Origin of the sequence: Scytonema hankhaensis NUACC26 (assembly GCF_045865695.1) — a bacterium.
GTDB lineage: Bacteria > Cyanobacteriota > Cyanobacteriia > Cyanobacteriales > Nostocaceae > Scytonema.
Window position 1 is genome coordinate 1 of sequence record NZ_BAACAP010000188.1, and the last position, 22,785, is coordinate 22,785.

The window sequence follows — 22,785 nt, forward strand, 5'->3', positions numbered from 1 at the left end:
TATTGCCTTCACCGTTCAGGGAAACCAACTGTCTATTGGTAGTACCGAATTAGGTGATGTTAGAGTTGCACAATCTTTTTAGAGATGTGAGACTTAAAAGTAGCACAGGACTTTCATGATATATTAAGAAAGTCAGTACAAGACTTGAAAACCTACTCCCGGACTGGGAGAAAGTAGACGCCTGAAACAACCTTGAGGAGATATCACTACGCTCTATGAGCAAACGTGGTGAGCCTAGGAACCCCTGATGGGGATATTAAGACTGAAAAGTCTTAAGAATCTCTGACCGTTTACGGCAGAGAGTGTCAAAGAAGGAGTTGTCTACGTGACATCGCCCTTGCGCTTTGAATCCATGCCGAACCGCATGGCGATTTGATTGGTTGGTTGTGGAATTACAAAATTGCAACTCCAGGTGTTAGACTAGGCGATAATCATACTGTACGTCTGGATTTAGAGAATCAACCACAACCTGATGCAGTCCTACTTATTGATTCAACCTTGGGAGGACTATTTTTCTTGACCTGTAGACGATGATAGTGTAATACGAAGTCGAGTGTTTCCTGGTTTATGGCTAGCTGTGAATGATTTGTTAGCAGGCAACATGACACAAGTTTTGACAGTTTTACAGGAAGGACTGGCTTCTTGCGATCGGGCTGCATTTTTAGCGCGTTTGCATGGGGAAACCAAGCAATGACATTAGACCGAGTAAGAATCATCTTAGTAGAGCCATCAGGACCTATGAATGTGGGATCGGTGGCGCGAGTCATGAAAAATTTTGGGTTTCATCATCTAGTGTTGGTCAATCCTCAATGCGATCCGCTTTCACTAGAAGCACTGCATATGGCGGTTCATGCCAAAGATATTTTACAATCATCTCAAACCGTAGCAACTCTACCAGAAGCTTTACGGGGATGTCAGCGAGCGATCGCAACAACTGCTCGCGTGCGTGACTGGGGAACACCTATGGAGAATCCTCGCGTAGCGTTACCTTGGTTGCTTGAAAACCCACAACATTCAGCAGCGCTTATCTTTGGTAGAGAAGATCGGGGTTTAAGCAATGAAGAACTGAACTACGCTCAACGATTTGTTCGCATTCCTACAAGTTCCACTTATCCATCCCTCAACTTGGCAACTGCTGTTTCTCTATGTTGTTACGAATTGGCAATTTTTAATACTGAAAATCAAGAGAATACGGAGAGCGAACAACTCATCGCGTCAAAAAATGTCTCGGATGACCTTGCTTCTTTGGATGTTGTGGAAACATATTACCAAGAACTAAAATCCCTTCTTCTCAAGATTGGTTATCTTTATGCCCATACATCATCGAGTCGCATGGAAAAGTTCCGACAATTGTACAATCGCGCTCGACTACAAACTAAAGAAGTTGCTATGTTGCGAGGTATTTTAAGGCAGGTAGAATGGGCTATTGGGAACCTTCACAACCGTGAAAAATCATAATTCATTATGTTTAGGAGACTGACACGTAAAAAAAATCTTTTTTGCTTGTAATTAGGGATTAGTATGTAATTGCAAGCCTGCTGTAGCGTTTACCTTTTATAAAAGCCAATTATAATATAAAATCTTATCATTATTATATATTATGAATACAAGAACTCGTATAAAAGTTATCCCACAGCGTCAGTCTCCTCCTCGTCGTCCCGATTTACGAAAAGTCCAAAAGCTTCCACTGAATAAGGCGGTGGCACGTAACCAGCAACGTCCTCCCCAAAAAAAACCAACATCGACAAGTGTAAAAGTTATTCCACCATTAAAACCTGCCACTGTACCTAGAAGGCAACCAAAAAAAGTTGCACCACCTCAGCACTCTGCTACTTTTAAAGGAAGAATTCCTCCTTATAACCCCAACGTTGTACAGTTAAAAACTGCTCATTTGCAAAAGCATCCGGTGATGAAACGACCTTCTCGAAAAACGCGGTTAAAGCCGATGGCAAGAACAATTTTGTATGCCATGCGGTTGTTAATTGTTGGAGTTGGTATAGGTGCGATCGTAGGTACTATTTTATCTGTGTTAGATCCCGCTACTCGTCTTGCTACACCACCAGGTGCATCACCCGATACAACTGTCGAACAACAAGCACAATCTCAACCAACTCCAACACCAATACAGACAGCTTCTAACGTGTCACTATCCCAAGAAAATGTTCCCCTAAAGTCGGCTATACAAAGTTTGGCAGCATCAAATCCAAATTTGACGCCGGGAGTTTTCTTAATCGATCTAGATAACGGTGGTTATGTAGATTTGAATGGGGCTGCAAGTTTTGCTGCTGCTAGTACAATTAAGATTCCAATTCTGGTTGCTTTCTTTCAAGATGTCGATGCACAAAAAATTCGTCTTGATGAAAGTCTAACTCTGTCCAAGGAAATGGTAGCAGGCGGTTCTGGGAATATACAGTATAAATCCGTAGGAACCCAGTTTACAGCGCTTGAAGTTGCTACGAAAATGATGACAATCAGCGATAACACAGCAACTAATATGCTGATTGCTCGCTTGGGTGGTATTGACGCCCTCAATCAACGGTTTCAGAGCTGGGGATTAACAACGACTGCAATTCGCAACCTTTTACCAGATTTGGGAGGTACGAACACAACCAGTCCCAAAGAGTTGGGTACTGTGATGGCAATGGTAGGGAAAGGAAATTTGGTAAGTATGAGATCGCGCGATCGCATCTTGGATATCATGCGCCGAACTGTGAGAAATCAGTTGTTACCAGCTGGTTTGGGTTCGGGAGCCACCATTGCCCACAAAACTGGTAATATTGGGACAATACTGGGAGATGCAGGTTTAGTGGATGTGCTCAGTGGCAAGCGTTATGTTATTGCTGTAATGGTGCAACGTCCAAGAAACGACCCCAGTGCTGAAACACTGATTGTCTCCATTTCTCGCCTTGCTTACCAACACCTCAGCCAAAGTGCTCCCGTTCCTAACAATACGGGAAGCAGCATACCAACCACAAGCTATCAGCAGCCACCAGTTATAAGTCCGCCACCAGCCATAAATCAACCGTTCCCTAATGGCACGAGCAACATACCACCAACTGGATACCAACCTCCAGTGATGAATCCACCCTTACCCAATGGTCTCAGTACTAACGTACCGCAAACTGGGTATCAAGCACCTGCGATCGCTCCACAAGTAGCACCGCAATACTACTACAATCCATACCAAAGATAGTTTTCCAATTCCATGACATCTAAAACACCATCAATTCAATTTTTTTCTGGCGTTTTTGAAGAACTGAACAACGTCAGCTTGCGCCGTAACCTTCGTTCTGGTAACCGTATTATTGTGATGCTTTTTAAGCAAGTGAAAGCTTTAAACGGATTGAATAGCTTCACAAAACAATCTTTGAATTCCATGCTATTAACCGATGAAGAAGGAGAAATTCGCGTTACACCATCTTCGACTCAATTTATTTTTGGAGGTGCAGAAGGAGATGAACTGCAGAGAGTAGAATGTAAATTTGAAATTGAGCAAGACGACCAGTGGCAAAGATTCATGCGTTTTATGCAGCGATATGCTGAAGCTAACGGTCTAGCCTATGGAGAATCATAAATTATTAACCTATAGGTAAATGAGCAATGATTTAGAGATGATTGCTTGCCAACCTTACCCTGTTAACAGCAATGGTTTTAATACTGATGATGTCTAACTGGGTATATCAAAGTCCACAGTTACCATAGCGTTAGTTGTAAATCTTGAATTTGTTGTTTTGGAGTTTCTAAAGCAATTAGTTTAGGAATAGCAGTATGGCTCATCTCATAATACTCTAAATTCCGCTCAATTCCTATGCAGCAAACGCCTACAGCTTCCGCTGCTGCTACTGTCGAACCAGAACCCATAAAAGGATCTATAACTACGCCCTCACCTAAAGGCAATGCTGCATAAACAATCTGTCAAAGAAAAGACTGCGGTTTAAGACTTGGATGATTAGCAATAGCTCGTTCTTTTTGAGAAGTTCGTTCGCTAGGAATAACATCACCCAAGGCTGTACCATCTGGGTTTCGTCTTAACCCACCAGTTTGGAATTGTCGGAGACAGTCACTTAGCTTCATTCCTGAAGGTATGGGCGATCTAAAAACACCCCAAGGTTCATAACAACCTCGTAACATAGAGGAAACATAGGGAAATTCATCTTCAGCATTTTTGGGTCGATCCCCACCGCGAAGTGTTCTCACAAGGCGAATTAATTCCCCACGAAATTCTAATCCTCCTTCAACTAAAGCAGAGAAAACTTGCTGGGAAAGAAAAGCATTACTTGCTATTAAAACATGACCACCGGGACGAAGTACGCGAACTATTAACTTTGCCCATTCTACGAAAAAATCTTTTAATACTAGACGCTCTTTTGCAGTCAGTGCTGTAAATCGTGGCAAAGGTGAGCGTTGATGCCCATCAAATGATGGTGGGATTCTCCAAATACCTCCATTTCCGTTTGCTCTTTTTTGTAACTGGTTAAAATCATACTCTTTCACACCATAAGGTGGATCTGTAACGACTGCATGAATGCTATTTTCAGAAATCCTGCTCAACCACTCAAAACAATCTGCATATAAGATAACAGATTTACCAATTTTTTCAAAATTATATTCATAGGTAAATTTCATCACGATTTTCAGCGATTTATTTTACGATCTAAATTACAATTTACTGCTTGAGTATAGCAATTTTAAATTAAATGGTGATACCGCATTCCAGGAAGTTGTGAAACTAAACCCATTAATTCCAACTGTAGTAAAGCACTAGATACTAAACCAGCAGTCATACCAGTTTGTCGAACAATAAAATCGAAGGGTAATGCTTCTGAAGAAAGTACCTTCATAACTTGTTCGAGTTCTAGGGGTAAATCGGGTAAAGTTAATTGCTGTGGTGGAGAGACGGCTTCAACAGAATCAAGTTCTGGTATTGCTCCTAGCATTTTGAGGAGTTCGTCTAATTCTCTGAGAATGGGAACAGCGCCTTGGCTAATCAATTTTAAACATCCTTGGGAAGGGTAGTCATCCAACCTTCCTGGTAATGCATAAATATCTCGCCCAAATTCATTAGCATAACTAGCAGTAATCAAAGCACCCGATTTAATTGGTGCTTCTAATACTAATACGGCGCGACTCAAACCAGCTATTATCCGATTGCGACGGGGAAAGTGAGTGCGATCTGGTGGAGTTTTTGAGGGGTATTCACTCAAAACTAATCCATTAGGCAAAATCTGTTTGTAAAGTTCTTTATTTTTAGATGGATAAACAACATCTACCCCTGTACCAAGGACTGCGAGTGTACGTCCTCCTGCTTTAATAGTGGCGCTATGGCTTTCCGTATCAATCCCGTCTGCTAAACCAGAAACAACTGTAAAACCATTTTTAGCTAAAGCTATACTAATTTGACGAGTCCAACGCAAACCATACTCTGAGGGTTGGCGCGTTCCGACAATACCAACCGTTGGTTTGTGTCCGATATTTTCTCGCAAATCGACTTCGCCGCGATAGTACAAAACAGGAGGTGGGCTGGGAATCTCTAGCAGCAACCGAGGATACTCTGGATCGGCTGGCGTCCAAAACTGAGGGTTTTGTTGTTGGTGTTGTTGGAAAAATTCTTCTGGATGCAAACGCGATCGCTGTTGTATAACCTTAGATAATGTTTGAAAACCAAAACCTTCCACCTCTTTCAACTGAGCCTCGGTTGCTTGCCAAGCTGCTGCTAGCGTGCCAAAATGCTGTTGTAATCGTCCTAACAAGATAGGACCCACTCCCGAAATTTGCGACCACGCTACCCAATACGCACGTTCTTTTCCCACCAATTGCCCATCCTCTGTATCTCTCTGGGTTTATTGTTCCCAAATTGCAAGAGGTTAGGAATAAAAAACCGGGAGTTTTTCATCTAAGAGGACGTTTGAAAAGCCATGATTGATTTATCAAATATTTTTACCCCACCCTAACCCTCCCCTTATCAAGGGGCTAAGGTGTACACACATCTTTCAAGATCCCCCTAAATCCCCCTTAAAAAGGGGGACTTTCAAGATTTTCCCCCCTTTTTAAGGGGGGCTAGGGGGGATCGAAAATGCAAGAAAGCACTTTTAGAAGACTTGTGTGTACACCGTAGTTATCAAGGGGAGGGAACTAGATTTTTCTTATTTCCCCCCAATACATCGGGGGGATAATGGGGGGTAATAATGTGATTCAAATGAGAGCCAGCTACTTTTCAAACATCCTCTAAAATAATGTAAACTTGAATTATACTCACTGGTGATTTAGTCAATAAAATATCAAAAATCAAAAATTTAGCTTTACAGATTTATGCAAATACAAACCTCAAAAAAAATTACACCTGAAGAATATCTAGTGCTTGAGGAAAAAGCAGAATATAAAAGTGAATATAGAGATGGACAAATTGTACCTATGGCTGGTGGAACAACAAATCATAATGAAATAGCAGGTAATTTTTATTCCAATTTAAAACCAGCAATTAAAAAATGCAATTACCGCGTTTTTATGGGGGATGTACGTTTGTGGATACCTCGTTATCGGCAATATACATATCCTGATGTTATGGTTATTCAGGGTCTGCCTGTATACACGGGAACTAATACTACTACAATCATGAATCCTCTGTTAATAGTTGAAGTTTTATCTAAGTCAACTAAAAACTATGACCAAGGAGATAAATTTCTCTTTTATCGCTCAATTCCTGAATTTCAAGAATATCTTTTAATAGATCGATACCAATATCATGTCATGCAGTACGTTAAGACCGCTGAAGGTAAATGGCTCTTGACTGAATATGAATCAGAGAATTCTAAATTAACGCTCCAGTCGGTAGAATTTGAAATTGCCTTTAGCGATCTTTACGAGAATGTCAATTTTGCAGAGAGTGAAGAATAAAATATCTTTAATCTCTAGCTATGCCAAAAAATAAAAAATTACGTTGCTTGCCTAGTCTTTAAATACTCAAACACAGACTTATCTCCGATATCTGGAGGAATTGCTTGCACTGCTTTCCGCACGGCAAAGATCGCAAAAAGAACTGCCCAAAGTCCTAATAAAACTTTTTCCCCTTGAATTGGTAACACTCCAACTAAATGTCCTAGCAAAAGCAAAGGAACTATGGGTGTAAGAAGTTTAGTCTCAAAGCGATTGAAACAAAATGCTTCTTTAAAATAGATCCCAGTCAACGCTGCAAAAGTAAATCCTATCCCTAGTAAAGTCAGAGGTTGAGTATAAACAGTCATAGCTAATGGTTCGCTACTATACAACGCCAACACTATTGCACTTACACTGCCAATTACCCAAAAAACTTGCAACAGTCGGTGCAGCACTGCCATATAGATATGAATCGTGAGTAAACTAACACCCAAAGCTATACTAAAACAAGCATATAAAAGTGTAAGCACCGAGAAAATTTCTGGATTCTGGTTAAACAAAACCAAAGCAGTACCCGTAGCAAAGCTAAGTGCAGCCACCATAAGCCCTGTACGGTAAACAATAACACCCTTGCGATCGCTTTGAGTAATCGTAAACTCCCCAAATTGACCTTGATAAACTTCCGGTGCAGATAAAATTTGCTGAGCCATAGCAATCAAAATCCAAAAATAAATATTATCCTTCCAACCCTATTCTATCCGCGTGCATCCGCGTGAAGGGTGAGGTTCCATTCCTCATTCAAAATAAATGACAACCCGATCCCCCAACTCCATCTGCAACTGCGATCGCGCACTCCCATTGTTAACCGCAACTTCCACCCAACCGTGACTGCCAATCAGAGCGATCGCCTCACCAATTTTAACATCGCTATAAGTTCCACAGTAGGGAATAGTAACTCCCGCAACTTCCACACTCCAGCTTTTACCCAACACATCGCATCCTGGAATATTCGTCACCAAATTACCAAAGCGATCGATATATTGAACGTTGCCAACTATACCAGTTTCTGTCGTCGTACATTCAGCAATCTCCAACTGTACCAGAGATGTCACATCGATAGAGACACCCAACTGTTTGAGAGAAACACCACTAGAAAGATAAGCTGCAACGGGTGCAAAAATGTCCCTTCCGTGGAAAGTGCTGCTAGGTTGAGGAGTCCTCCAATACTTGGGGTTTGTCAGTTCCACTGCTGCAAGCGCCGGATTTTCACTCAAAACCCCACTAAATATACCGTTATCAGGTCCCACCAAGTAACCCCTAGCAAATTCTACGGCGATCGCTCGTCGCGTACTACCCACACCTGGATCGACAACAGCTAGATGCACTGTACCAATCGGAAAATAGAGGTAAGCATCCATCAAGCAGAACCTAGCAACCGCAACGTCTTGCGGTGGAACCTCATGTGTCAAGTCTACTACTGTCAGTTTTGGGTTGATTTGGGCGATCGCTCCCTTCATCACCCCAACGTAAACATCACGGGTTCCAAAATCAGTCAGCAAGGTAAGCATGGGGTTGTAAAGCTTCCACAGCAAGATATTGCCGCATAATAATATATATTAAGTTTATTTTTTCTGTAGCAAAAGTTACGAAATATTTGCTATGTTAGGAAAGTAAGACATTTATATGAATAAATTCAAGAGGCAAATTGTTAAAATGGGCAGAAATCGATTAGAATCCGTGAAACAGGCACGGGAAACCCACAGACTAAATATTAGAAGAACTCTAGAACATCGCTTGAAAGTCGCCAGAGAAAAAGGCGATGAAAGTTTAGTTCGCCAATTGGAAGCTGAAATGAACTATTTCAGTTAAAAATAAAGTTTTATTGTTTTAGTTCATAGTTTTGTTGTGTGTTAACCCGCCTTGGCGGGTTTTCGTGTTTTAACGCTTATGATTTAGGCTTGAAAGTTGAAGCAACGTGCAACTCTTTAAGCTGCTTTGCATCCACTGTTGAAGGTGCATCTGTTAACAAGCAACGTGCTTGTTGAGTTTTTGGAAAAGCAATCACATCGCGAATAGATTCTTCTTGAGAAAGTAACATCACCAAGCGATCTAAACCGTAAGCAATTCCACCATGAGGTGGAGTCCCATATTCAAAAGCATCCAAGAGAAAACCAAATTTATTGTGGGCTTCTTCTGGAGAAAGTCCAACTGCCTCAAAAACTTGCTCCTGCACTTCGCGTTGGTAAATCCGCAAGCTACCACCACCAATTTCAAAACCATTTAACACCAAGTCGTATGCTTGTGCTCGTGCAGTTTTTAAATCGCTAATATCTTCTGGATTGGGTGCGGTGAATGGGTGATGTAACGCTTCTAGACGTTTTTCATCAGCATTCCATTCAAACATCGGAAATTCTGTTATCCAAAGTAAGTTAATTTTCTCTGGATTTATCAGTCCAAATTCTTTAGCAACAACTTGTCTCAATCTGTCTAGGGTTTTGTTGACAGTGGCAGTATCCCCCGCACCAAATAGTAATAAATGACCGGGTTTTGCATTTGTACGACGTAAAATTTCCTGTTTTTGTTCTTCAGTGAGGTTAGTTTTGATGGCGTTGATCGTGTCGATGTCACCATCTTCTCGGACTCGAATGTAAGCTAAACCTTGAGCACCTGCATCAGCTGCTTCTTTAAAAACATCCCCGCCCGGTTTAATTCGCACATTTGAGATAATATCTCCGTTGGGAATCGGCAGAATTTTCACGACTCCACCATTGGCTACAGCGTCCTTAAAAACTTTAAAACCACAGCCTTTCAAAATATCAGAGACATTTACAAGTTCTAAACCGTATCGCGTATCTGGTTTGTCACTACCGTAACGTTCCATCGCCTCTGCATACGTCAGACGTGGGAAAGGACGTTGTACCTCAAAATTTTTAACCGTTTCGAAGATGTGACAAACTAACTTTTCATTGAGTTCGATAATTTCCTCATGGGACATGAAGCTCATTTCCATATCCAACTGAGTAAATTCCGGTTGTCTGTCAGCACGCAAGTCTTCATCTCGGAAGCAACGAGCAATTTGATAGTATCTGTCAAATCCAGATACCATTAATAATTGTTTAAAAAGTTGAGGTGATTGTGGTAAAGCAAACCATTCACCAGGGTTAGCCCGACTCGGTACGAGATAATCCCGCGCACCTTCAGGTGTAGAACGAGTCAATACGGGAGTTTCGATTTCTACAAAACCTTCCACATCTTCTAAGTAACGACGAATGGCTTTGACAACTTGATGTCGTAATTGTAAGTTGTTTGCCATGCGATCGCGTCGCAAATCCAAGTAACGATACTTCAACCTTAATTCTTCCCGTACCGGATCTGCATCTGCGGTAGAAACTTGGAAAGGCAGTTGTTTGCGGACAGCATTGAGCAGTTTAATATTATCGGCGTATATTTCAACTTTGCCTGTAGGTATGCGAGAATTGAGAGATTCTTCGGGACGTTGCGTAACCCTACCCTTAATTTCTACTACATACTCATTTCTGAGTGTATTTGCATCTTCGTAGGAATCAGGAGTGCGTTGAGGATCGCTAACAATTTGAACTGTGCCACTGCGATCGCGTAAATCTATAAATATCACGCCTCCGTGATCGCGGCGACGGTCTACCCATCCGTACAAGGTAACAGTTTCTCCAATATGTTCTTTTCGGAGTTCGCCGCAATAGTAAGTTCGCATAATGAATTATAGAGCTAGGGAGTCAAAGTTAATGTTAAAGCTTTTCCATTATCTAGCATCTCTAGCAATTCTAGTAATTCGCTTCAAAAAAATCATCCAAAGCCAAGTCAGTGCTTCAGCTAAGGATTTTTTCAATTAAACAACATTTATGATTTTGCTTTGTGGGACAGGCATCTTGCCTGTCCTAATATAACGGGCAGGATGCCCGTTCCACAACTTAGCATCCACTAATAGGGATAATTCCCCAAAGTTTACTAAGAACGAGGGCGAGGAGCGTTAAAAGCATCCCATGCTGCTTTTGCAGCATCTTGGAAACGATCGCCCAGTTCGGCAAACTGCTTCCAAAACTCATGCCAGTTTCTCTCAGCATCCTGTTGAAGTATTGTAAATGCGTTTTCTATGCGATCGCGCTCTATGAGTGTTTCACCTTCAATGGCTTGTCTTGCACGCCGGACTGCATCTAGAAAAGTTTCCCGCGTTAGAGTCCCTGCTGATTCTGCTTCTGCTTGAGCGCGTCTTCTGAGGGCTTCAATCAATGCTTTAGTTTCATGCTTAATTTCATCGGTTTCGCCCGCCATCTCGGTTTCTACCATTTCATTAGTTTGAGGGCTAACTCGTACCACAACTACGTTGTCTTCACCGTTTGCATTGTATGTCATTGTTTTTCCTCCTTGTTAGGAATTAGGGGTTAGGGGTTAGGGATTAGGAATTGGAAACTTTCTTCCCAGTCGCCAGTGGCTAATCCCCAGTCCCTTTAACGAAATGAGAGTTCAGAACTTCTAGATGATGGTTGTTGTTCTAACTTTAGCAACGCCTCTATTCTTGCTTCAGTAGGCGGGTGACTGGAGAACAGGCTGCTCAGGAACTGTCCGGAAAACCCATTGGTAATTAAAAGTGGTTCAAAAGCAGGATTAGCATTTAGAGGTAATTCCCTTGCAGTAGCTTCCAAACGTTGTAATGCACGGGCTAAAGCACGAGGATTACCTGTCAGTCTTGCAGAACCAGCATCGGCTGCAAACTCTCGCGTCCTCGATATTGCTAGTTGAATAATTGTTGCAGAAATTGGAGCAAGCAGTATTGTTAATAATAAACCTATGGGATTTAGACCGTTTTCGCGATCGCTCCTTTGATAGGGTGCATACCAAACGCTGTAACTGACAATTTGGGCTAGAAAAGAGATGGCTCCAGCAATTGTAGCTGCAACCGCTTGTGTCAGGGTGTCGCGATTAGCGACGTGAGTTAATTCGTGAGCGATGACACCCTCAAGTTCGTCTTCTGGCAGTGAATTTAGAATTCCTTCTGTGACTGCAACTGCAGCGTGTTCTGGATCGCGTCCCGTAGCAAAAGCGTTAGCGGCTTGTTGGGGAACTATATATATACTGGGCATTGGTAGACTAGCGCGATCGCACAATCGCTGCACCATCATATATAACCCCGGTGCTTCTTGTGCTGACACCGGCTGAGCGCGATATGCAGCTAAAGCAATCTTATCTGATTGATACCATGAAAATAGATTGGTTAGTGCCGCGATCGCAATCCCCATTAATATTCCACTGGTTCCGCCTATAATCCAGTAGCTTATAGTGATTAAAATTGCACTTAATAAAGCCAGTAAAGCTACAGTTTTTAGTTGATTTCTCATGTTTTGGTCTCCTTATAATACTGCACTTTCAAGTCCAAAGCTTGTTCATAACAGCATTACTTAAACCACAATTTGATTTTATCAACCCGAACATAGATTTTCGAGGTAGAAATTTACGCCTTTTGATTACGGTTTTCTCACTTCCTCTTTCTTACTTCATCCGACCTCTTAAATACTTCTTCCTTGAGATTGATTTAACCTTGGTATGCGAGGTAATCTGTGTCCTAAAAGTAGGAAAGGTAAGAAAGGCAATTTCTATTTACTCTTATTTTTCTGCTTAGTAGGTAAAGTAGGAGAATTAAAGCAAAAAATAGGAAAATAGCTAAAAAATAGTATTATATATCTAAAGATTAATAACAAGATTTAATTTTATAATTTTTGCAATAATGTATACAATTATCCTTATATAGCAATCCTACCTGATTTGTGAAAAAATCTAATTATCGTAGTAGGGTGGGTAATGCCCACCCCCAAAAGCTTTATGTAGTGGGCAATGCTCACCCTACTACGGTACTAGAAGTGTTTACAAATGATTTAGAACTGCTACAAGAGTAATTTTTAAAATTCAACAGCGAATTTTTTACAAAATTACTCATTATTAAGTAGAGTTTCTAGTTGCGGGGTCAACATCTCTGAGGAGAAATCTAATGGCACAGAATATAAACAGAACAAGTTTGTTACAGAAGGTTATAAAAAGCTTACAGGAAGTTGCAGAGTTTATTTTCAGCCCTTGGTTACATCGTACATCTGTTAAATCATTGCAACGACGAGTCGAATACTTAGAAAAAAGAGTCTTTGAAGGTGTACCTAATACAGAAGAATGGCTAGACTTGCTAATTCAGCATTGGCAACACCAGTTCGACTTACTGCAAAATCAAGCAAAAAACCAGTTAGATAAGCTTGTAGAATACGATATGCGTCAACAAGTACTAGAAGTACTCAAAGAGCAGACACATACAATCGTTCAAACAATAAAACCTAGTATAGAAGATTTAGTATACGAGATTGAAAGGAAAAAAAATTTAGAAGACAATGAAAGCTCGGCGAACATTCAAGCAAAACAACAAAAGCTACAAGAATCTTTAGCACAAATTCAACAATTAAGTGCTTTGTTACCACATATAGAAGCACAGACAGCAGCTAGCCTAGAAGCTGGACACTGGCTGCTAGCTACTAAAGAAGAATTGGCACAAGACATAGCATACGAGTTATTGGATTGGCAACATCCTCAGATAGAAGTATTTCGTACCCAGTTGAGTAGATACTTCAAGCTCCTAGGCAGTTGTTTGGAAAATAGCATCGAACCTCGTTTGTTGTATCAGGGAATTATTAGCCACGACCAACCATCAACTGAAATTTACCTAGAAGCATTTAATATCATTAAAGCTCGGTATATACCGGAGTGGGAACACGCATCACGAATTTCCCCAAAAGCGGCTGAGGAGTTGAAGAAGTATTTCAATTACTTGACAGACTACCTAGTTACAGCTTTGCTATGAACTGAAACATCTACCCTCATAGCTGCTCTCCAAGTATGTTACAAAACCTTAACCTTCGCAATCCAATGGCTGTAAGTTTGGGTGCTGTAGCAGGAGCGCTATGTCGATACTACATTACACTGTGGTTTGCACAACGCTTTGGTCTGAATTTTCCCTATGGGACTTTCTTCATTAATATAAGTGGCTGCTTCGCTATGGGTTTTTTTACAACTCTAGCTCTCAATAAAGTAGCTCTTATTTCTTCAGAAGTCAGGTTATTAGTAGCCACAGGGTTTTTAGGAGCTTACACAACTTTTTCCACTTACGGTTTAGATGCGATCGCCTTGTTGAATCGTGGCAATTTGTTAAAAGTTAGTTTCTACTGGGCAGGCAGTGCAATACTAGGTGTTGTTAGCGTTCAGTTAGGAACAGTTCTAGCCAGATTATGGAGGTAAAGAGTTGTTATGGCAGTTTGGAAACAACTCACAATATACATTGGCAAATCAGATCGGTGGTACGGTCAACCATTGTATACAGCTTTAGTTGGACTTGCGAGAAAGCGAGGAATAGTTGGTGCAACAGTGACACAAGCAATAACAGGGTTTGGGAAACAAACCTCTTGCCATACGTGTGAATTATGGGAGTTGTCCTCTGATGTACCGATGGTAGTAACGATGATAGACCGAGAGGGTGCTCTCTTGGAAATATTGCCATATATTAAGGAAATGGTAAGAGATGGGTTAGTGACTATTCAAAACGTTGAAGTTCTTCACCACGCACCGAGCGCATCAAGCTATCACTCTCTCAATTGAGTGCTACTTGCTTTGAGTATTAAAATGAGTGAATTAGAAATTTGCTCTACTACTTTAAAATCAATGACTATTTCTAAAGTTGAAGCAAAGCAGTTGCTAGAACGATTAATTTTTGAGGATACACCTTCTCAAGAGTGGGTGCAGGATGTTTGGGAATTCAGTCCAACCCTGGGAGAGGGTGCAGCAAAGTTGTTAGAGGTGTACGAAGCATTGATTGATTGCTGTTCGGAAGAGCAGTTGGATAATTTGCTGCAAAGCTACTATCAACAACGGCTTGAATGAACTGTTATAAAGTGTTAATATAGGTAAAAAATAATGTTTGGAGAGGTGGCAGAGCGGTTGAATGCGGCGCACTCGAAATGCGTTTTAGGGTGACCTAACGGGGGTTCGAATCCCCCCCTCTCCGTTTTCATACTACACAAGGCTTTCAGCTATGCTTAGCTTCCTAGAAATAGTTGAAGTTATGGTTAGAAAGCTGGTTTTTGAGATATACTAACGCCATATTTTGAGGAGTGCAACTATGGTAAGCCAGCGCTTGGGCAAACTGTGGTCTTTTGGCTTTATCAGTTTGTGTTTCTGCTTGGGTATTAGTATAGGATTATTCATTCGCTTTGGACAATTACAGCGATCGCAAGCCGCAACAACCACAGATACATTACCTTTCTCCGTACCAGATTTCTCAACATCAGATACAATCCTCATCCAAGCTGTTGGAGACATTATTCCCGGAACAAACTATCCTAACTACAGGTTACCAAGCGATCGCGACCAACTGCTGCCAAAATCCGTGCGAGCATACTTACAAAGAGCAGACATTCTCTTTGGTAACTTTGAAACTAGCTTAACCAACCACCCCTATAGCGCCAAAGACATCAGTCGAGGACAAGTTTTTGCCTTTCGTTCTCCACCCTCCTACGCTCAATTATTTGCTGATGTTGGATTTGATGTAATGAACATAGCCAACAATCATGCGCGAGATTTTGGTTTAATAGGATTCCGAGACACAGTTAGGCACCTTAAAGAAGTTGGCATAGACACATTAGGGCATAAAAATCAAATTCTTGTATTAGAACTTGATAATATTCGAGTCGCAATGATTGGTTTTGCTCCCTACGAACATTACAATTCCATTCACGACCTAGATACAGCTAAAGCACTCGTAGGAGAAGCCAAAAGAAATGCCAACGTAGTTATTGTGTCAATGCATGCGGGTGCAGAGGGAACAAATGCATTACACCTCAAAAACAAAACAGAGTATTTCTACGGAGAAAATCGAGGAAATTCCATTCAGTTTGCGCGAACAATGATTGATGCAGGAGCAGATTTAGTCTTCGGACACGGCCCCCACGTTCCGCGAGCAATGGAAATTTATAATGATAAACTCATAGCATACTCTTTAGGAAATTTTTTGGGATATCGAACGCTATCCACAGTAGCCCAAACAGGGTACTCCATGATTTTAGAAGTCAAGCTTAATTCTCAAGGAGATTTGGTAGGAAGTAAAATTATCCCCGTTCGTTTAGATCGGCAAGGAATTCCCCGGATTGACCAGCGCTTCCGTACTGTAGGGCTTTTACGTCATTTAATTAGTAAAGATTTTTCCAACCAACAAGTCAAGATTAATAAGAAAGGCGAAATTGTTGTAGAAAATGGCGATTTAGTGGCAGAAAAAGAATAATCCAATTTGGGATTTTAGATGGTGTGTAGGTTGGGTTGAGGAACGAAACCCAACATCCATAAGTTGCGGAACGATCTTGTGGAACATTAATAATGTTTTGTGGAACGGGCGTCCCGCCCGTTTTACGCAGGCGAGGACGCCTACCCCACAAGAATTGAATTGACTAAGGCTGTGTAAGTTATGAACTTATCAGCTTACCTGTTGTAAAAGCTCTCGATTTAACACCTGATTTAACTTTCCACTGCGAAAACCTTCCAAATCAAGAGTGACGTACAAAAAACCAAATCCTTGAAAAGTAGACACTAGTGACTGCAAATCTGTCTTCACAACAAATTCTTTAATTTCTTCTGGTGGTAACTCTATCCGTGCTGTGTCTCCTTCAGAACGAACACGTAAGCTGTTGTAACCCAACTTTCTTAAATATATTTCTGCCCTCCCGACTCGTTGCAGCTTAGCTACAGTTATCTCTTCACCGTATGGAAAGCGAGAACTAAGGCAAGGTTGTGCGGGTTTATCCCACCAAGGTAAACCAAGTTCTTGGGAAAGTTGCCGCACTTGGGCTTTCGTAATACCAACTTCTGCTAGAGGAGAACGTGCGCCTCTTTCCTTTGCAGCCTGAATTCCCGGACGGTAATCACGTAAATCATCGGCATTCACTCCATCCACGACATAAGGATATCCCAATGCAGTCGCAAGCGGTTTGAGCGTATCGTGCAGTTCGCTTTTACAAAAATAGCATCGGTTGACGGGGTTAGAAGTGTAATTGGGATTTTCCATTTCGTGTGTCTGGACAATTTTATGAGAAATCCCAATAGTTGCCGCTTGAATTTTAGCGTCCTCCAACTCCTCTGGTAACAGTGAAGGGGAAACTGCTGTGACAGCTAAAGCACGTTCACCCAAAACATCACAGGCAACTTTAGCTACCAAAGTACTATCAACGCCACCAGAGTAGGCAATCAATGCCTTTTCCATCTCTAGAAATATGCTTTTTAATGTCTCAAGTTTTTCTGCAAGCATTTTGTTCGACATCCCCCAAGGTAGCACCTAATAAATCTCATTGTAAAAGGGGGCTGTCTTCCGTAATCGCTCGCTTATCGCCGCTTCGATTGGAAAGAATGACTTGGGTGCTCAAATGCAAGAGAGCGATTGCCATGCAGGGCGGGTTCGTGGATGAGCTTCGCACACCAACATTTTCATTTGCTTTCACTTTCGCGCTTTGTCTGTTCCCTCGCCCTGCCTCAAATAAGCTATTGACAAAAGTCTCTCGCCCGAAAAAGAATGCTGCATCTTCCTCACCAAACGCAGATAGTCCTTGGTATGGATTCGGGGGAATAACCTCTACTTCTTTTAGCTCCTATTACGTACAAAATTACAACTAACTTTTGTTACATTTTAAATAAATATAAAGGCTGATTTTTTTTAGGTTTATTTAATACTTTAGGCAGATGCCCATATTCGCACCTGTAATTTGAAGTGAATTATGCTTATTGTTGGTTGTTCAGCACCTTTTGTCAGCAAGCAAAGGGAAGCTTCTGCCATTCCCAAAAAGTCAGGACTTCTTGATAATATAGCAATTATACTTACTAATAAAAGTTAATTTGATAGCATTCCTTAAAAGATAATTAAAACTTAATGCAGGCATTTTTCATCGGTATGCACGGCACAAGCAAATCGATTTAAGGCAGAGTCAGTAAAGGGAATTTGCTCTAAACTGCCTAAGGATGCGCGACAAATTCTCATGCCCACAAGAAATCAGCGTTCTGGTATTCCGCATTATTTTTGCTAGATTTTTAACATAGTAGTAATTTTTTTTTAAATTTCAAATATTTCAGTGTAAGTACTAATTTTGTTTATCGAAAGAATATTGAAAAATCATTACATAGAGGAAATTTTTGCCAGTGACAAAATCTTGTTAAGTACCACAATTAGTAGCAGGCAATGTAGTTTTTACATACTGATAAACTGTGGTGACAGTTAAATTTGTGCAAAATTAAATGATTGAAATTAGGATGCTAGAAATGAAACAAGTCTTTGCATTAGTTGAAAAAATGTGGCAAAAATTGGCTCTGTTACGGTAGAAAGAGTTTCTGATAGACATTCATAGTTGGTTTTGATTAATAAAGAGTTACTGCACATATAAGTAGAGAATTGTAATGATTGCAAAACCGATATGTTTTCCTCGGATATCGCCACCAGGGTATAAATATCTACAGAAGGAACCAACTTACGACCAAGAGCATCATTTGGCTTTAGAAAAGCCTGAAAAAATCTACCAGTTGGCTGAGCTTGGCTATCACGAGACAAAACTCGACAATCTTTGTAAAAAAGGCGGTTTAACTTGTCAATAAGACAAGGAACTTGAAAATAATCCGACGAATCTTACCCCCACTATAAGTATGCGTGTAGCCTCCACGATTACTTGTGGGGGAAAGTTGTCACCTAACGCGGACAAAAACAGCAATTCTCCACTCCTGCGCGTAGTTTGTCGCTGCACCTGTAGTCGCAGCGATCGCGAATCCGGCTCAATTAGTAAGAGGTTGACTGCTGAAATACTTTCTACATAAGTGTTTTAGCCGATTCGTCTGTTACGGTTTCAATCCTACTCATACACATATGTCAACAAACAAAGCTTTGAATTTGTTCCTCAATGCGTTAACAACATAACCAATTTTGACCCAAAAATACTAAAAGGAAATTGAGATGACACAGTTGCAAACATTTCACCTGCCAGAATCCATCGTTGGAACACAATCTGATATTGATATAGCACACAAAATGATTCAGGCATGGAAAACTGACGGAATCTTTCAGGTGGCAATGAACACAATACAAGCTCGAAAAACCGAGAAAGCGTTTGAAGCCAGCAAGCGATTCTTTCGCCTGCCTCTGGATCTCAAATATCAATGCATCAGCGATCTTACTTACAGCGGGTATATCGCTTCAGGCGAGGAAGTCACTGCTGGGGAAGCCGATTATTCCGAGATCTTCACGGTCTGCAAAGATGTTCCACTACACGATCCGTCTGTACAAGCACAATGGCCATGTCATGGACCAGTGCCTTGGTCTGATGAGGAGTACCACCAAAGCATGAAAGTTTACATGGACGAACTTAGTTCAATTGGCGAGAAATTGCTGAAACTGACAGCCTTGGGCTTAGGGCTTTGTAACATTAACGCTCTGACGGAATTGACTAAGAACGGTTGGCACCATATGCGCGTATTGCGATTCCCGGCGTTATCTCAAAAATCAAGGCGGGGAATTGGCGCACATACTGATTACGGACTATTGGTAATTGCGGCACAGGACGATGTAGGTGGTCTCTATATACGTCCACCAGTCGAAGGGGAAAAGAGAAATAGAAATTGGCTGCAGACTGAAAGCTCGGCTGGTATGTATGAAAATGAAGATCCCTGGACATTTGTGAAGCCTGTGCCGAAAGTTCTAACGGTATTCCCAGGCGATATTTTGCAATTCATGACGAATAACTACCTGCTTTCAACCCCGCATAAAGTCAAGCTGAACACTCAGGAGCGATTTGCGCTAGCTTACTTCCACGAGCCTAATTTCAATGCTTGTATCTACCCGTTGTTCGATCCGTCAAGCGATGAATTTATCCACTACGGCACGCACTTTACAAATATGTTTATGAGGTGTTATCCAGATCGAATCACCACACGCCGTATTCTTGACGAAGATCGCTTGTCAATTTTAGCTCTTTTAAAAAACGAGGCTCTTTTTCGTTTGCCACAACAAGTAAAAGATGCCACAAAAAATCGTCATAACTTGGGGCAGATAAGCGCGAAGCTGTCACCAGTATCAGCCGGATGATAATTTGTCCGGGTGACACAGACCAAAGCTTTACTTTAACCGGGATGTGCAAGTTGAGTATGGGGTAACCCGCGCTGCGAAAAACCTTATCAAACTTATCCATTAATGGTTAAATAAATAGGTGAACCAACAGCGCTTGTTTTTAAGTGAGTATTAGGGGTACTCTGTACATACAAGGTTTTCCTATTCTCTTAGAAAATAGTGTTTGCCGTAGCTTGCCCTGTAACAGACAGTTAGTCTGTGCCTATTTTTGACCAGAACCAGTCTGGCGACCGAACTTGTACGTCTCGACCCTAATCGATCCTCTGGTCTTTCAGGGTAGGGATGGTGCAAGCATCGATACTTATGTGTTCAATTTTAACACAATTCCACAACTTTAGTCATCTTTGGAGAATTTTGAACAAAAAAGTTGTTACTTAGTGATAGCCGATCAAATTATGAATTTACAATTTGCTCAATTGATTGTTAACGGTATTGCTGTAGGAAGCATTATTGCTTTAGCAGCAGTTGGACTAACGCTGACTTTGGGAATTTTACGGTTGTCTAACTTTGCTCACGGTGATTTTTTGACTTTAGGTGCTTATTTGACATTTATACTAAATACATTATTTAAGATAAATATTTGGTTATCTATGGTAATAGCAGCAGTCGGCACAGTTGCGGCAATGCTCTTATCTGAGAAGTTACTGTGGTCGAGAATGCGCTCTATCCGTGCTAATTCCACAACTTTTATTATTATTTCTATTGGGTTAGCGTTGTTTATCCGCAATGGTATTATCTTTATCTGGGGTGGAAGTAACAAAAATTACGATTTACCTATTAGTTCTGCTATAGATGTTGGTGGTTTAAAAATACAGCCCAATCAACTGTTAGTTTTTGTTTTAGCTATATTAATTATTTTGGTGCTGCACTACGTTTTGCAAAATACCAAAATTGGTAAAGCAATGCGAGCAGTGGCTGATGATTTGGACTTAGCTAGAGTATCTGGTATTAATGTTGACCAAGTTATCTTATGGACTTGGGTGATGACTGGTAGCCTAACATCTCTTGGTGGTAGTATGTATGGCTTAATTACAGCCGTGCGTCCTAATATGGGATGGTTCTTGATTTTACCATTGTTCGCATCAGTTATTCTGGGCGGTATTGGCAATCCTTATGGTGCGATCGCTGCTGCTTTTATCATCGGAATTGCTCAAGAGACCAGTACGCCTTTACTAGGTTCTCAGTACAAACAAGGTGTAGCCTTACTCATCATGATTTTGGTGCTACTCGTTCGCCCTAAAGGGTTATTTAAAGGCACGATATGAAAGGGATTGGGGACTGGGGACTGGGGAACTCGGGGCCCCCTCCTTGTTGAGGGGCAATGGGGATTAGGAAATCCAATACCCAATCTCCAGTCCCTAGTCCCTTTCATCTACTTAACGTCTTAGACCAGAATCCGAAAATAAAAGGCAGCAACAAGAAAATTAATTGCTAACAGTAGTAACGCCCAACCTGTACGGAAAGGGTAAGGCGCTTTTGCTCCGGTTTTGGCAACATCTTCGCCTACTTTTTTCTGAGCTTCACCAGCCATTGCATTCTCTCCTAATTTAAAGACTTATTAACAGATACCAAATATCTGTCATATTTAGCAAAATTCGTTAGAAATATTTGTCCTACTTCTTAATTATCCCCCGCATGATAGGAACTTCGCACAAGGGGACCGGAACGAACGTGGCTAAATCCCATATTTTGAGCGACTCTGCCTAATTCATCAAATTCTTCTGGAGTCCAATACTTTTGTACTGGTAAATGTTCTAAAGACGGACGCATATACTGACCGATAGTTAAACGATCGCATCCGACTTTCCGCAAATCTACCATTGTTTCAATAATTTCTTCTCTCGTTTCTCCGTGTCCTAGCATTAACCCTGACTTTGTGGGAATGGAGGAGTCAATGTCCTTCACCACTTGTAGGACAAAAAGCGAGCGATCGTATTTCGCCCCCCGACGAACTGGACCTTGTAAACGTCGTACTGTTTCAATATTGTGATTGTAACAGGCAGGTTTAGCTTGCACTATTGTGTTGATGCGATCGCGCTGACCTCCTTCGCCCGCACCCGCACCACCCCAAAAATCTGGTGTCAGCACCTCAATTTGAGTTTCTGGGTTCATTTGGCGAATCGTCTCCATCGTCTTCACAAAGTGACCCGCACCTTGGTCTGGCAAATCGTCACGAGCAACAGAAGTCAGTACTACGTAGCGCAAATTTAAAAGCTTTACTGCTTCTGCCACCTTTTGTGGTTCCTCCAAGTCAACAGGCATAGGCGCGTGACCTTTATCTACTTGACAAAAAGCACAAGACCTAGTACAAATAGGTCCCATCAGTAAGAAAGTAGCAGTTTGTTGGGCATAACACTCACCCCGATTTGGGCAACGTCCTTCCTCACAAATGGTATGAATTTGACGCTGTTTAATAATTCGTTGTACCGTTGAGATTTCGCTAGCTTTACCAATGGGACGGCGTAACCATGAAGGCATTGCCATAATTTCAGTCTTGATTTGGGATGGCTCTAAAGAAGTCATAAATAATTCAAAAGTTTTATTAACCTAGTTGCCCTAAGTATTACTGTGCCACAATCAGAGAGCTAAGAACGGTATTGGTTGTATATGACACTTCAAGTATTGTCACTTCTACCGGAAATTACTCTCCCCCGATCTAGAGAAATGTTGGGTATAGTGGGAGAATTCTTGACGCCCAAGGG

26 protein-coding genes and 1 tRNA gene are annotated in these 22,785 nt (G+C 41.3%); 15 read left to right on the top strand and 12 right to left on the bottom strand.

Annotation, left to right across the window (positions count from 1 at the left end; all coding sequences use genetic code 11):
* The first annotated feature begins 553 nt into the window (after positions 1–553).
* From ACKTT2_RS19050 to psb28, 4 genes are all read left to right on the top strand, one after another.
* On the top strand, positions 554–694 hold the full coding sequence (locus tag ACKTT2_RS19050) for a hypothetical protein (protein ID WP_407889752.1): 141 nt from the start codon (positions 554–556) through the stop codon (positions 692–694).
* On the top strand, positions 691–1,458 hold the full coding sequence (locus ACKTT2_RS19055) for an RNA methyltransferase (RefSeq protein WP_407889754.1): 768 nt from the start codon (positions 691–693) through the stop codon (positions 1,456–1,458). Before ACKTT2_RS19050 ends, ACKTT2_RS19055 begins: the two co-directional genes overlap by 4 nt.
* Before the next feature lie 142 nt (positions 1,459–1,600).
* A complete protein-coding gene (locus ACKTT2_RS19060; protein ID WP_407889756.1) occupies positions 1,601–3,193 on the top strand; it encodes a serine hydrolase in 1,593 nt (530 codons plus the stop codon).
* 12 nt (positions 3,194–3,205) lie between these two features.
* Positions 3,206–3,574 carry a photosystem II reaction center protein Psb28 gene (gene psb28, locus ACKTT2_RS19065; protein ID WP_407889758.1) on the top strand — a complete coding sequence of 123 codons (369 nt, stop codon included), beginning with the start codon at positions 3,206–3,208 and terminating at the stop codon, positions 3,572–3,574.
* A 119-nt stretch (positions 3,575–3,693) separates the two neighbouring features.
* Here the strand turns inward: psb28 and ACKTT2_RS19070 are convergent, their stop codons facing one another.
* Genes ACKTT2_RS19070 through dprA form a run of 3 tightly spaced genes read right to left on the bottom strand, consistent with a single transcriptional unit; the run spans position 3,694 to position 5,810 of the window.
* Positions 3,694–3,897: a DNA methyltransferase gene (locus ACKTT2_RS19070; protein ID WP_407889760.1), complete on the bottom strand. Its 204-nt coding sequence runs from the start codon at positions 3,895–3,897 to the stop codon at positions 3,694–3,696.
* An 18-nt stretch (positions 3,898–3,915) separates the two neighbouring features.
* Positions 3,916–4,629 carry a hypothetical protein gene (locus ACKTT2_RS19075; protein WP_407889762.1) on the bottom strand — a complete coding sequence of 238 codons (714 nt, stop codon included), beginning with the start codon at positions 4,627–4,629 and terminating at the stop codon, positions 3,916–3,918.
* Between the two features lie 59 nt (positions 4,630–4,688).
* Positions 4,689–5,810 (bottom strand): DNA-processing protein DprA, encoded by a 1,122-nt coding sequence (gene dprA / locus ACKTT2_RS19080; protein WP_407889846.1) that lies wholly within the window; start codon positions 5,808–5,810, stop codon positions 4,689–4,691.
* Positions 5,811–6,309: 499 nt separating this feature from the next.
* Between dprA and ACKTT2_RS19085 the strand changes: the two genes are divergently transcribed.
* Positions 6,310–6,894 (top strand): Uma2 family endonuclease, encoded by a 585-nt coding sequence (locus ACKTT2_RS19085; protein WP_407889764.1) that lies wholly within the window; start codon positions 6,310–6,312, stop codon positions 6,892–6,894.
* A gap of 38 nt (positions 6,895–6,932) precedes the next feature.
* Here the strand turns inward: ACKTT2_RS19085 and ACKTT2_RS19090 are convergent, their stop codons facing one another.
* Together ACKTT2_RS19090 and ACKTT2_RS19095 are read right to left on the bottom strand one after the other, a co-directional pair.
* The gene (locus ACKTT2_RS19090; protein WP_407889766.1) at positions 6,933–7,583 is read right to left on the bottom strand and encodes a DUF2301 domain-containing membrane protein; all 651 of its coding nucleotides are present in this window, start codon (positions 7,581–7,583) and stop codon (positions 6,933–6,935) included.
* An 84-nt stretch (positions 7,584–7,667) separates the two neighbouring features.
* Entirely contained in the window at positions 7,668–8,441 is a 774-nt protein-coding gene (locus tag ACKTT2_RS19095; RefSeq protein WP_407889848.1) for an SAM hydrolase/SAM-dependent halogenase family protein, read from the bottom strand.
* Between the two features lie 145 nt (positions 8,442–8,586).
* Between ACKTT2_RS19095 and pirA the strand changes: the two genes are divergently transcribed.
* Positions 8,587–8,742 carry an arginine synthesis PII-interacting regulator PirA gene (pirA, locus tag ACKTT2_RS19100; protein WP_500691388.1) on the top strand — a complete coding sequence of 52 codons (156 nt, stop codon included), beginning with the start codon at positions 8,587–8,589 and terminating at the stop codon, positions 8,740–8,742.
* Between the two features lie 76 nt (positions 8,743–8,818).
* Here the strand turns inward: pirA and aspS are convergent, their stop codons facing one another.
* The 3 genes from aspS to ACKTT2_RS19115 form a co-directional block, all read right to left on the bottom strand.
* Complete coding sequence (aspS, locus tag ACKTT2_RS19105; RefSeq protein WP_407889768.1) at positions 8,819–10,603, bottom strand: aspartate--tRNA ligase; 1,785 nt, start codon at positions 10,601–10,603, stop codon at positions 8,819–8,821.
* A 254-nt stretch (positions 10,604–10,857) separates the two neighbouring features.
* The gene (locus ACKTT2_RS19110) at positions 10,858–11,262 is read right to left on the bottom strand and encodes a hypothetical protein (RefSeq protein ID WP_407889770.1); all 405 of its coding nucleotides are present in this window, start codon (positions 11,260–11,262) and stop codon (positions 10,858–10,860) included.
* Between the two features lie 95 nt (positions 11,263–11,357).
* The gene (locus ACKTT2_RS19115) at positions 11,358–12,245 is read right to left on the bottom strand and encodes a M48 family metalloprotease (RefSeq protein WP_407889773.1); all 888 of its coding nucleotides are present in this window, start codon (positions 12,243–12,245) and stop codon (positions 11,358–11,360) included.
* Between the two features lie 647 nt (positions 12,246–12,892).
* Between ACKTT2_RS19115 and ACKTT2_RS19120 the strand changes: the two genes are divergently transcribed.
* From ACKTT2_RS19120 to ACKTT2_RS19145, 6 genes are all read left to right on the top strand, one after another.
* Positions 12,893–13,744, top strand: coding sequence for a hypothetical protein (locus ACKTT2_RS19120; protein WP_407889775.1), 852 nt, complete (start codon positions 12,893–12,895; stop codon positions 13,742–13,744).
* 35 nt (positions 13,745–13,779) lie between these two features.
* Positions 13,780–14,178: a fluoride efflux transporter CrcB gene (gene crcB / locus ACKTT2_RS19125; RefSeq protein WP_407889777.1), complete on the top strand. Its 399-nt coding sequence runs from the start codon at positions 13,780–13,782 to the stop codon at positions 14,176–14,178.
* Positions 14,179–14,187: 9 nt separating this feature from the next.
* On the top strand, positions 14,188–14,535 hold the full coding sequence (locus ACKTT2_RS19130) for a DUF190 domain-containing protein (protein WP_407889779.1): 348 nt from the start codon (positions 14,188–14,190) through the stop codon (positions 14,533–14,535).
* Positions 14,536–14,598: 63 nt separating this feature from the next.
* Positions 14,599–14,817, top strand: a complete 219-nt coding sequence (locus tag ACKTT2_RS19135) for a hypothetical protein (protein ID WP_407889781.1) — start codon at positions 14,599–14,601, stop codon at positions 14,815–14,817.
* Positions 14,818–14,856: 39 nt separating this feature from the next.
* Positions 14,857–14,941: transfer RNA gene (locus tag ACKTT2_RS19140), tRNA-Ser, on the top strand.
* A gap of 114 nt (positions 14,942–15,055) precedes the next feature.
* Positions 15,056–16,213 carry a CapA family protein gene (locus tag ACKTT2_RS19145; protein ID WP_407889783.1) on the top strand — a complete coding sequence of 386 codons (1,158 nt, stop codon included), beginning with the start codon at positions 15,056–15,058 and terminating at the stop codon, positions 16,211–16,213.
* A gap of 189 nt (positions 16,214–16,402) precedes the next feature.
* Here the strand turns inward: ACKTT2_RS19145 and larE are convergent, their stop codons facing one another.
* Together larE and ACKTT2_RS19155 are read right to left on the bottom strand one after the other, a co-directional pair.
* Positions 16,403–17,230, bottom strand: coding sequence for an ATP-dependent sacrificial sulfur transferase LarE (gene larE, locus ACKTT2_RS19150; protein WP_407889785.1), 828 nt, complete (start codon positions 17,228–17,230; stop codon positions 16,403–16,405).
* A gap of 37 nt (positions 17,231–17,267) precedes the next feature.
* On the bottom strand, positions 17,268–17,546 hold the full coding sequence (locus tag ACKTT2_RS19155; RefSeq protein WP_407889850.1) for an nSTAND1 domain-containing NTPase: 279 nt from the start codon (positions 17,544–17,546) through the stop codon (positions 17,268–17,270).
* An 820-nt stretch (positions 17,547–18,366) separates the two neighbouring features.
* Here ACKTT2_RS19155 and ACKTT2_RS19160 point away from each other — a divergent pair.
* The 3 genes from ACKTT2_RS19160 (at position 18,367) to ACKTT2_RS19170 (ending at position 21,348) form a co-directional block, all read left to right on the top strand.
* Entirely contained in the window at positions 18,367–18,561 is a 195-nt protein-coding gene (locus ACKTT2_RS19160; protein WP_407889787.1) for a hypothetical protein, read from the top strand.
* A gap of 352 nt (positions 18,562–18,913) precedes the next feature.
* On the top strand, positions 18,914–20,041 hold the full coding sequence (locus ACKTT2_RS19165; RefSeq protein ID WP_407889789.1) for a 2-oxoglutarate and iron-dependent oxygenase domain-containing protein: 1,128 nt from the start codon (positions 18,914–18,916) through the stop codon (positions 20,039–20,041).
* Between the two features lie 437 nt (positions 20,042–20,478).
* A complete protein-coding gene (locus tag ACKTT2_RS19170) occupies positions 20,479–21,348 on the top strand; it encodes a branched-chain amino acid ABC transporter permease (RefSeq protein ID WP_407889791.1) in 870 nt (289 codons plus the stop codon).
* A 119-nt stretch (positions 21,349–21,467) separates the two neighbouring features.
* Here the strand turns inward: ACKTT2_RS19170 and ACKTT2_RS19175 are convergent, their stop codons facing one another.
* Both ACKTT2_RS19175 and lipA read right to left on the bottom strand, forming a co-directional pair.
* Positions 21,468–21,614, bottom strand: coding sequence for a photosystem I protein PsaX (locus ACKTT2_RS19175; protein WP_407889793.1), 147 nt, complete (start codon positions 21,612–21,614; stop codon positions 21,468–21,470).
* A gap of 89 nt (positions 21,615–21,703) precedes the next feature.
* Positions 21,704–22,606 (bottom strand): lipoyl synthase, encoded by a 903-nt coding sequence (gene lipA / locus ACKTT2_RS19180; RefSeq protein ID WP_407889795.1) that lies wholly within the window; start codon positions 22,604–22,606, stop codon positions 21,704–21,706.
* Positions 22,607–22,785 lie beyond the last annotated feature (179 nt).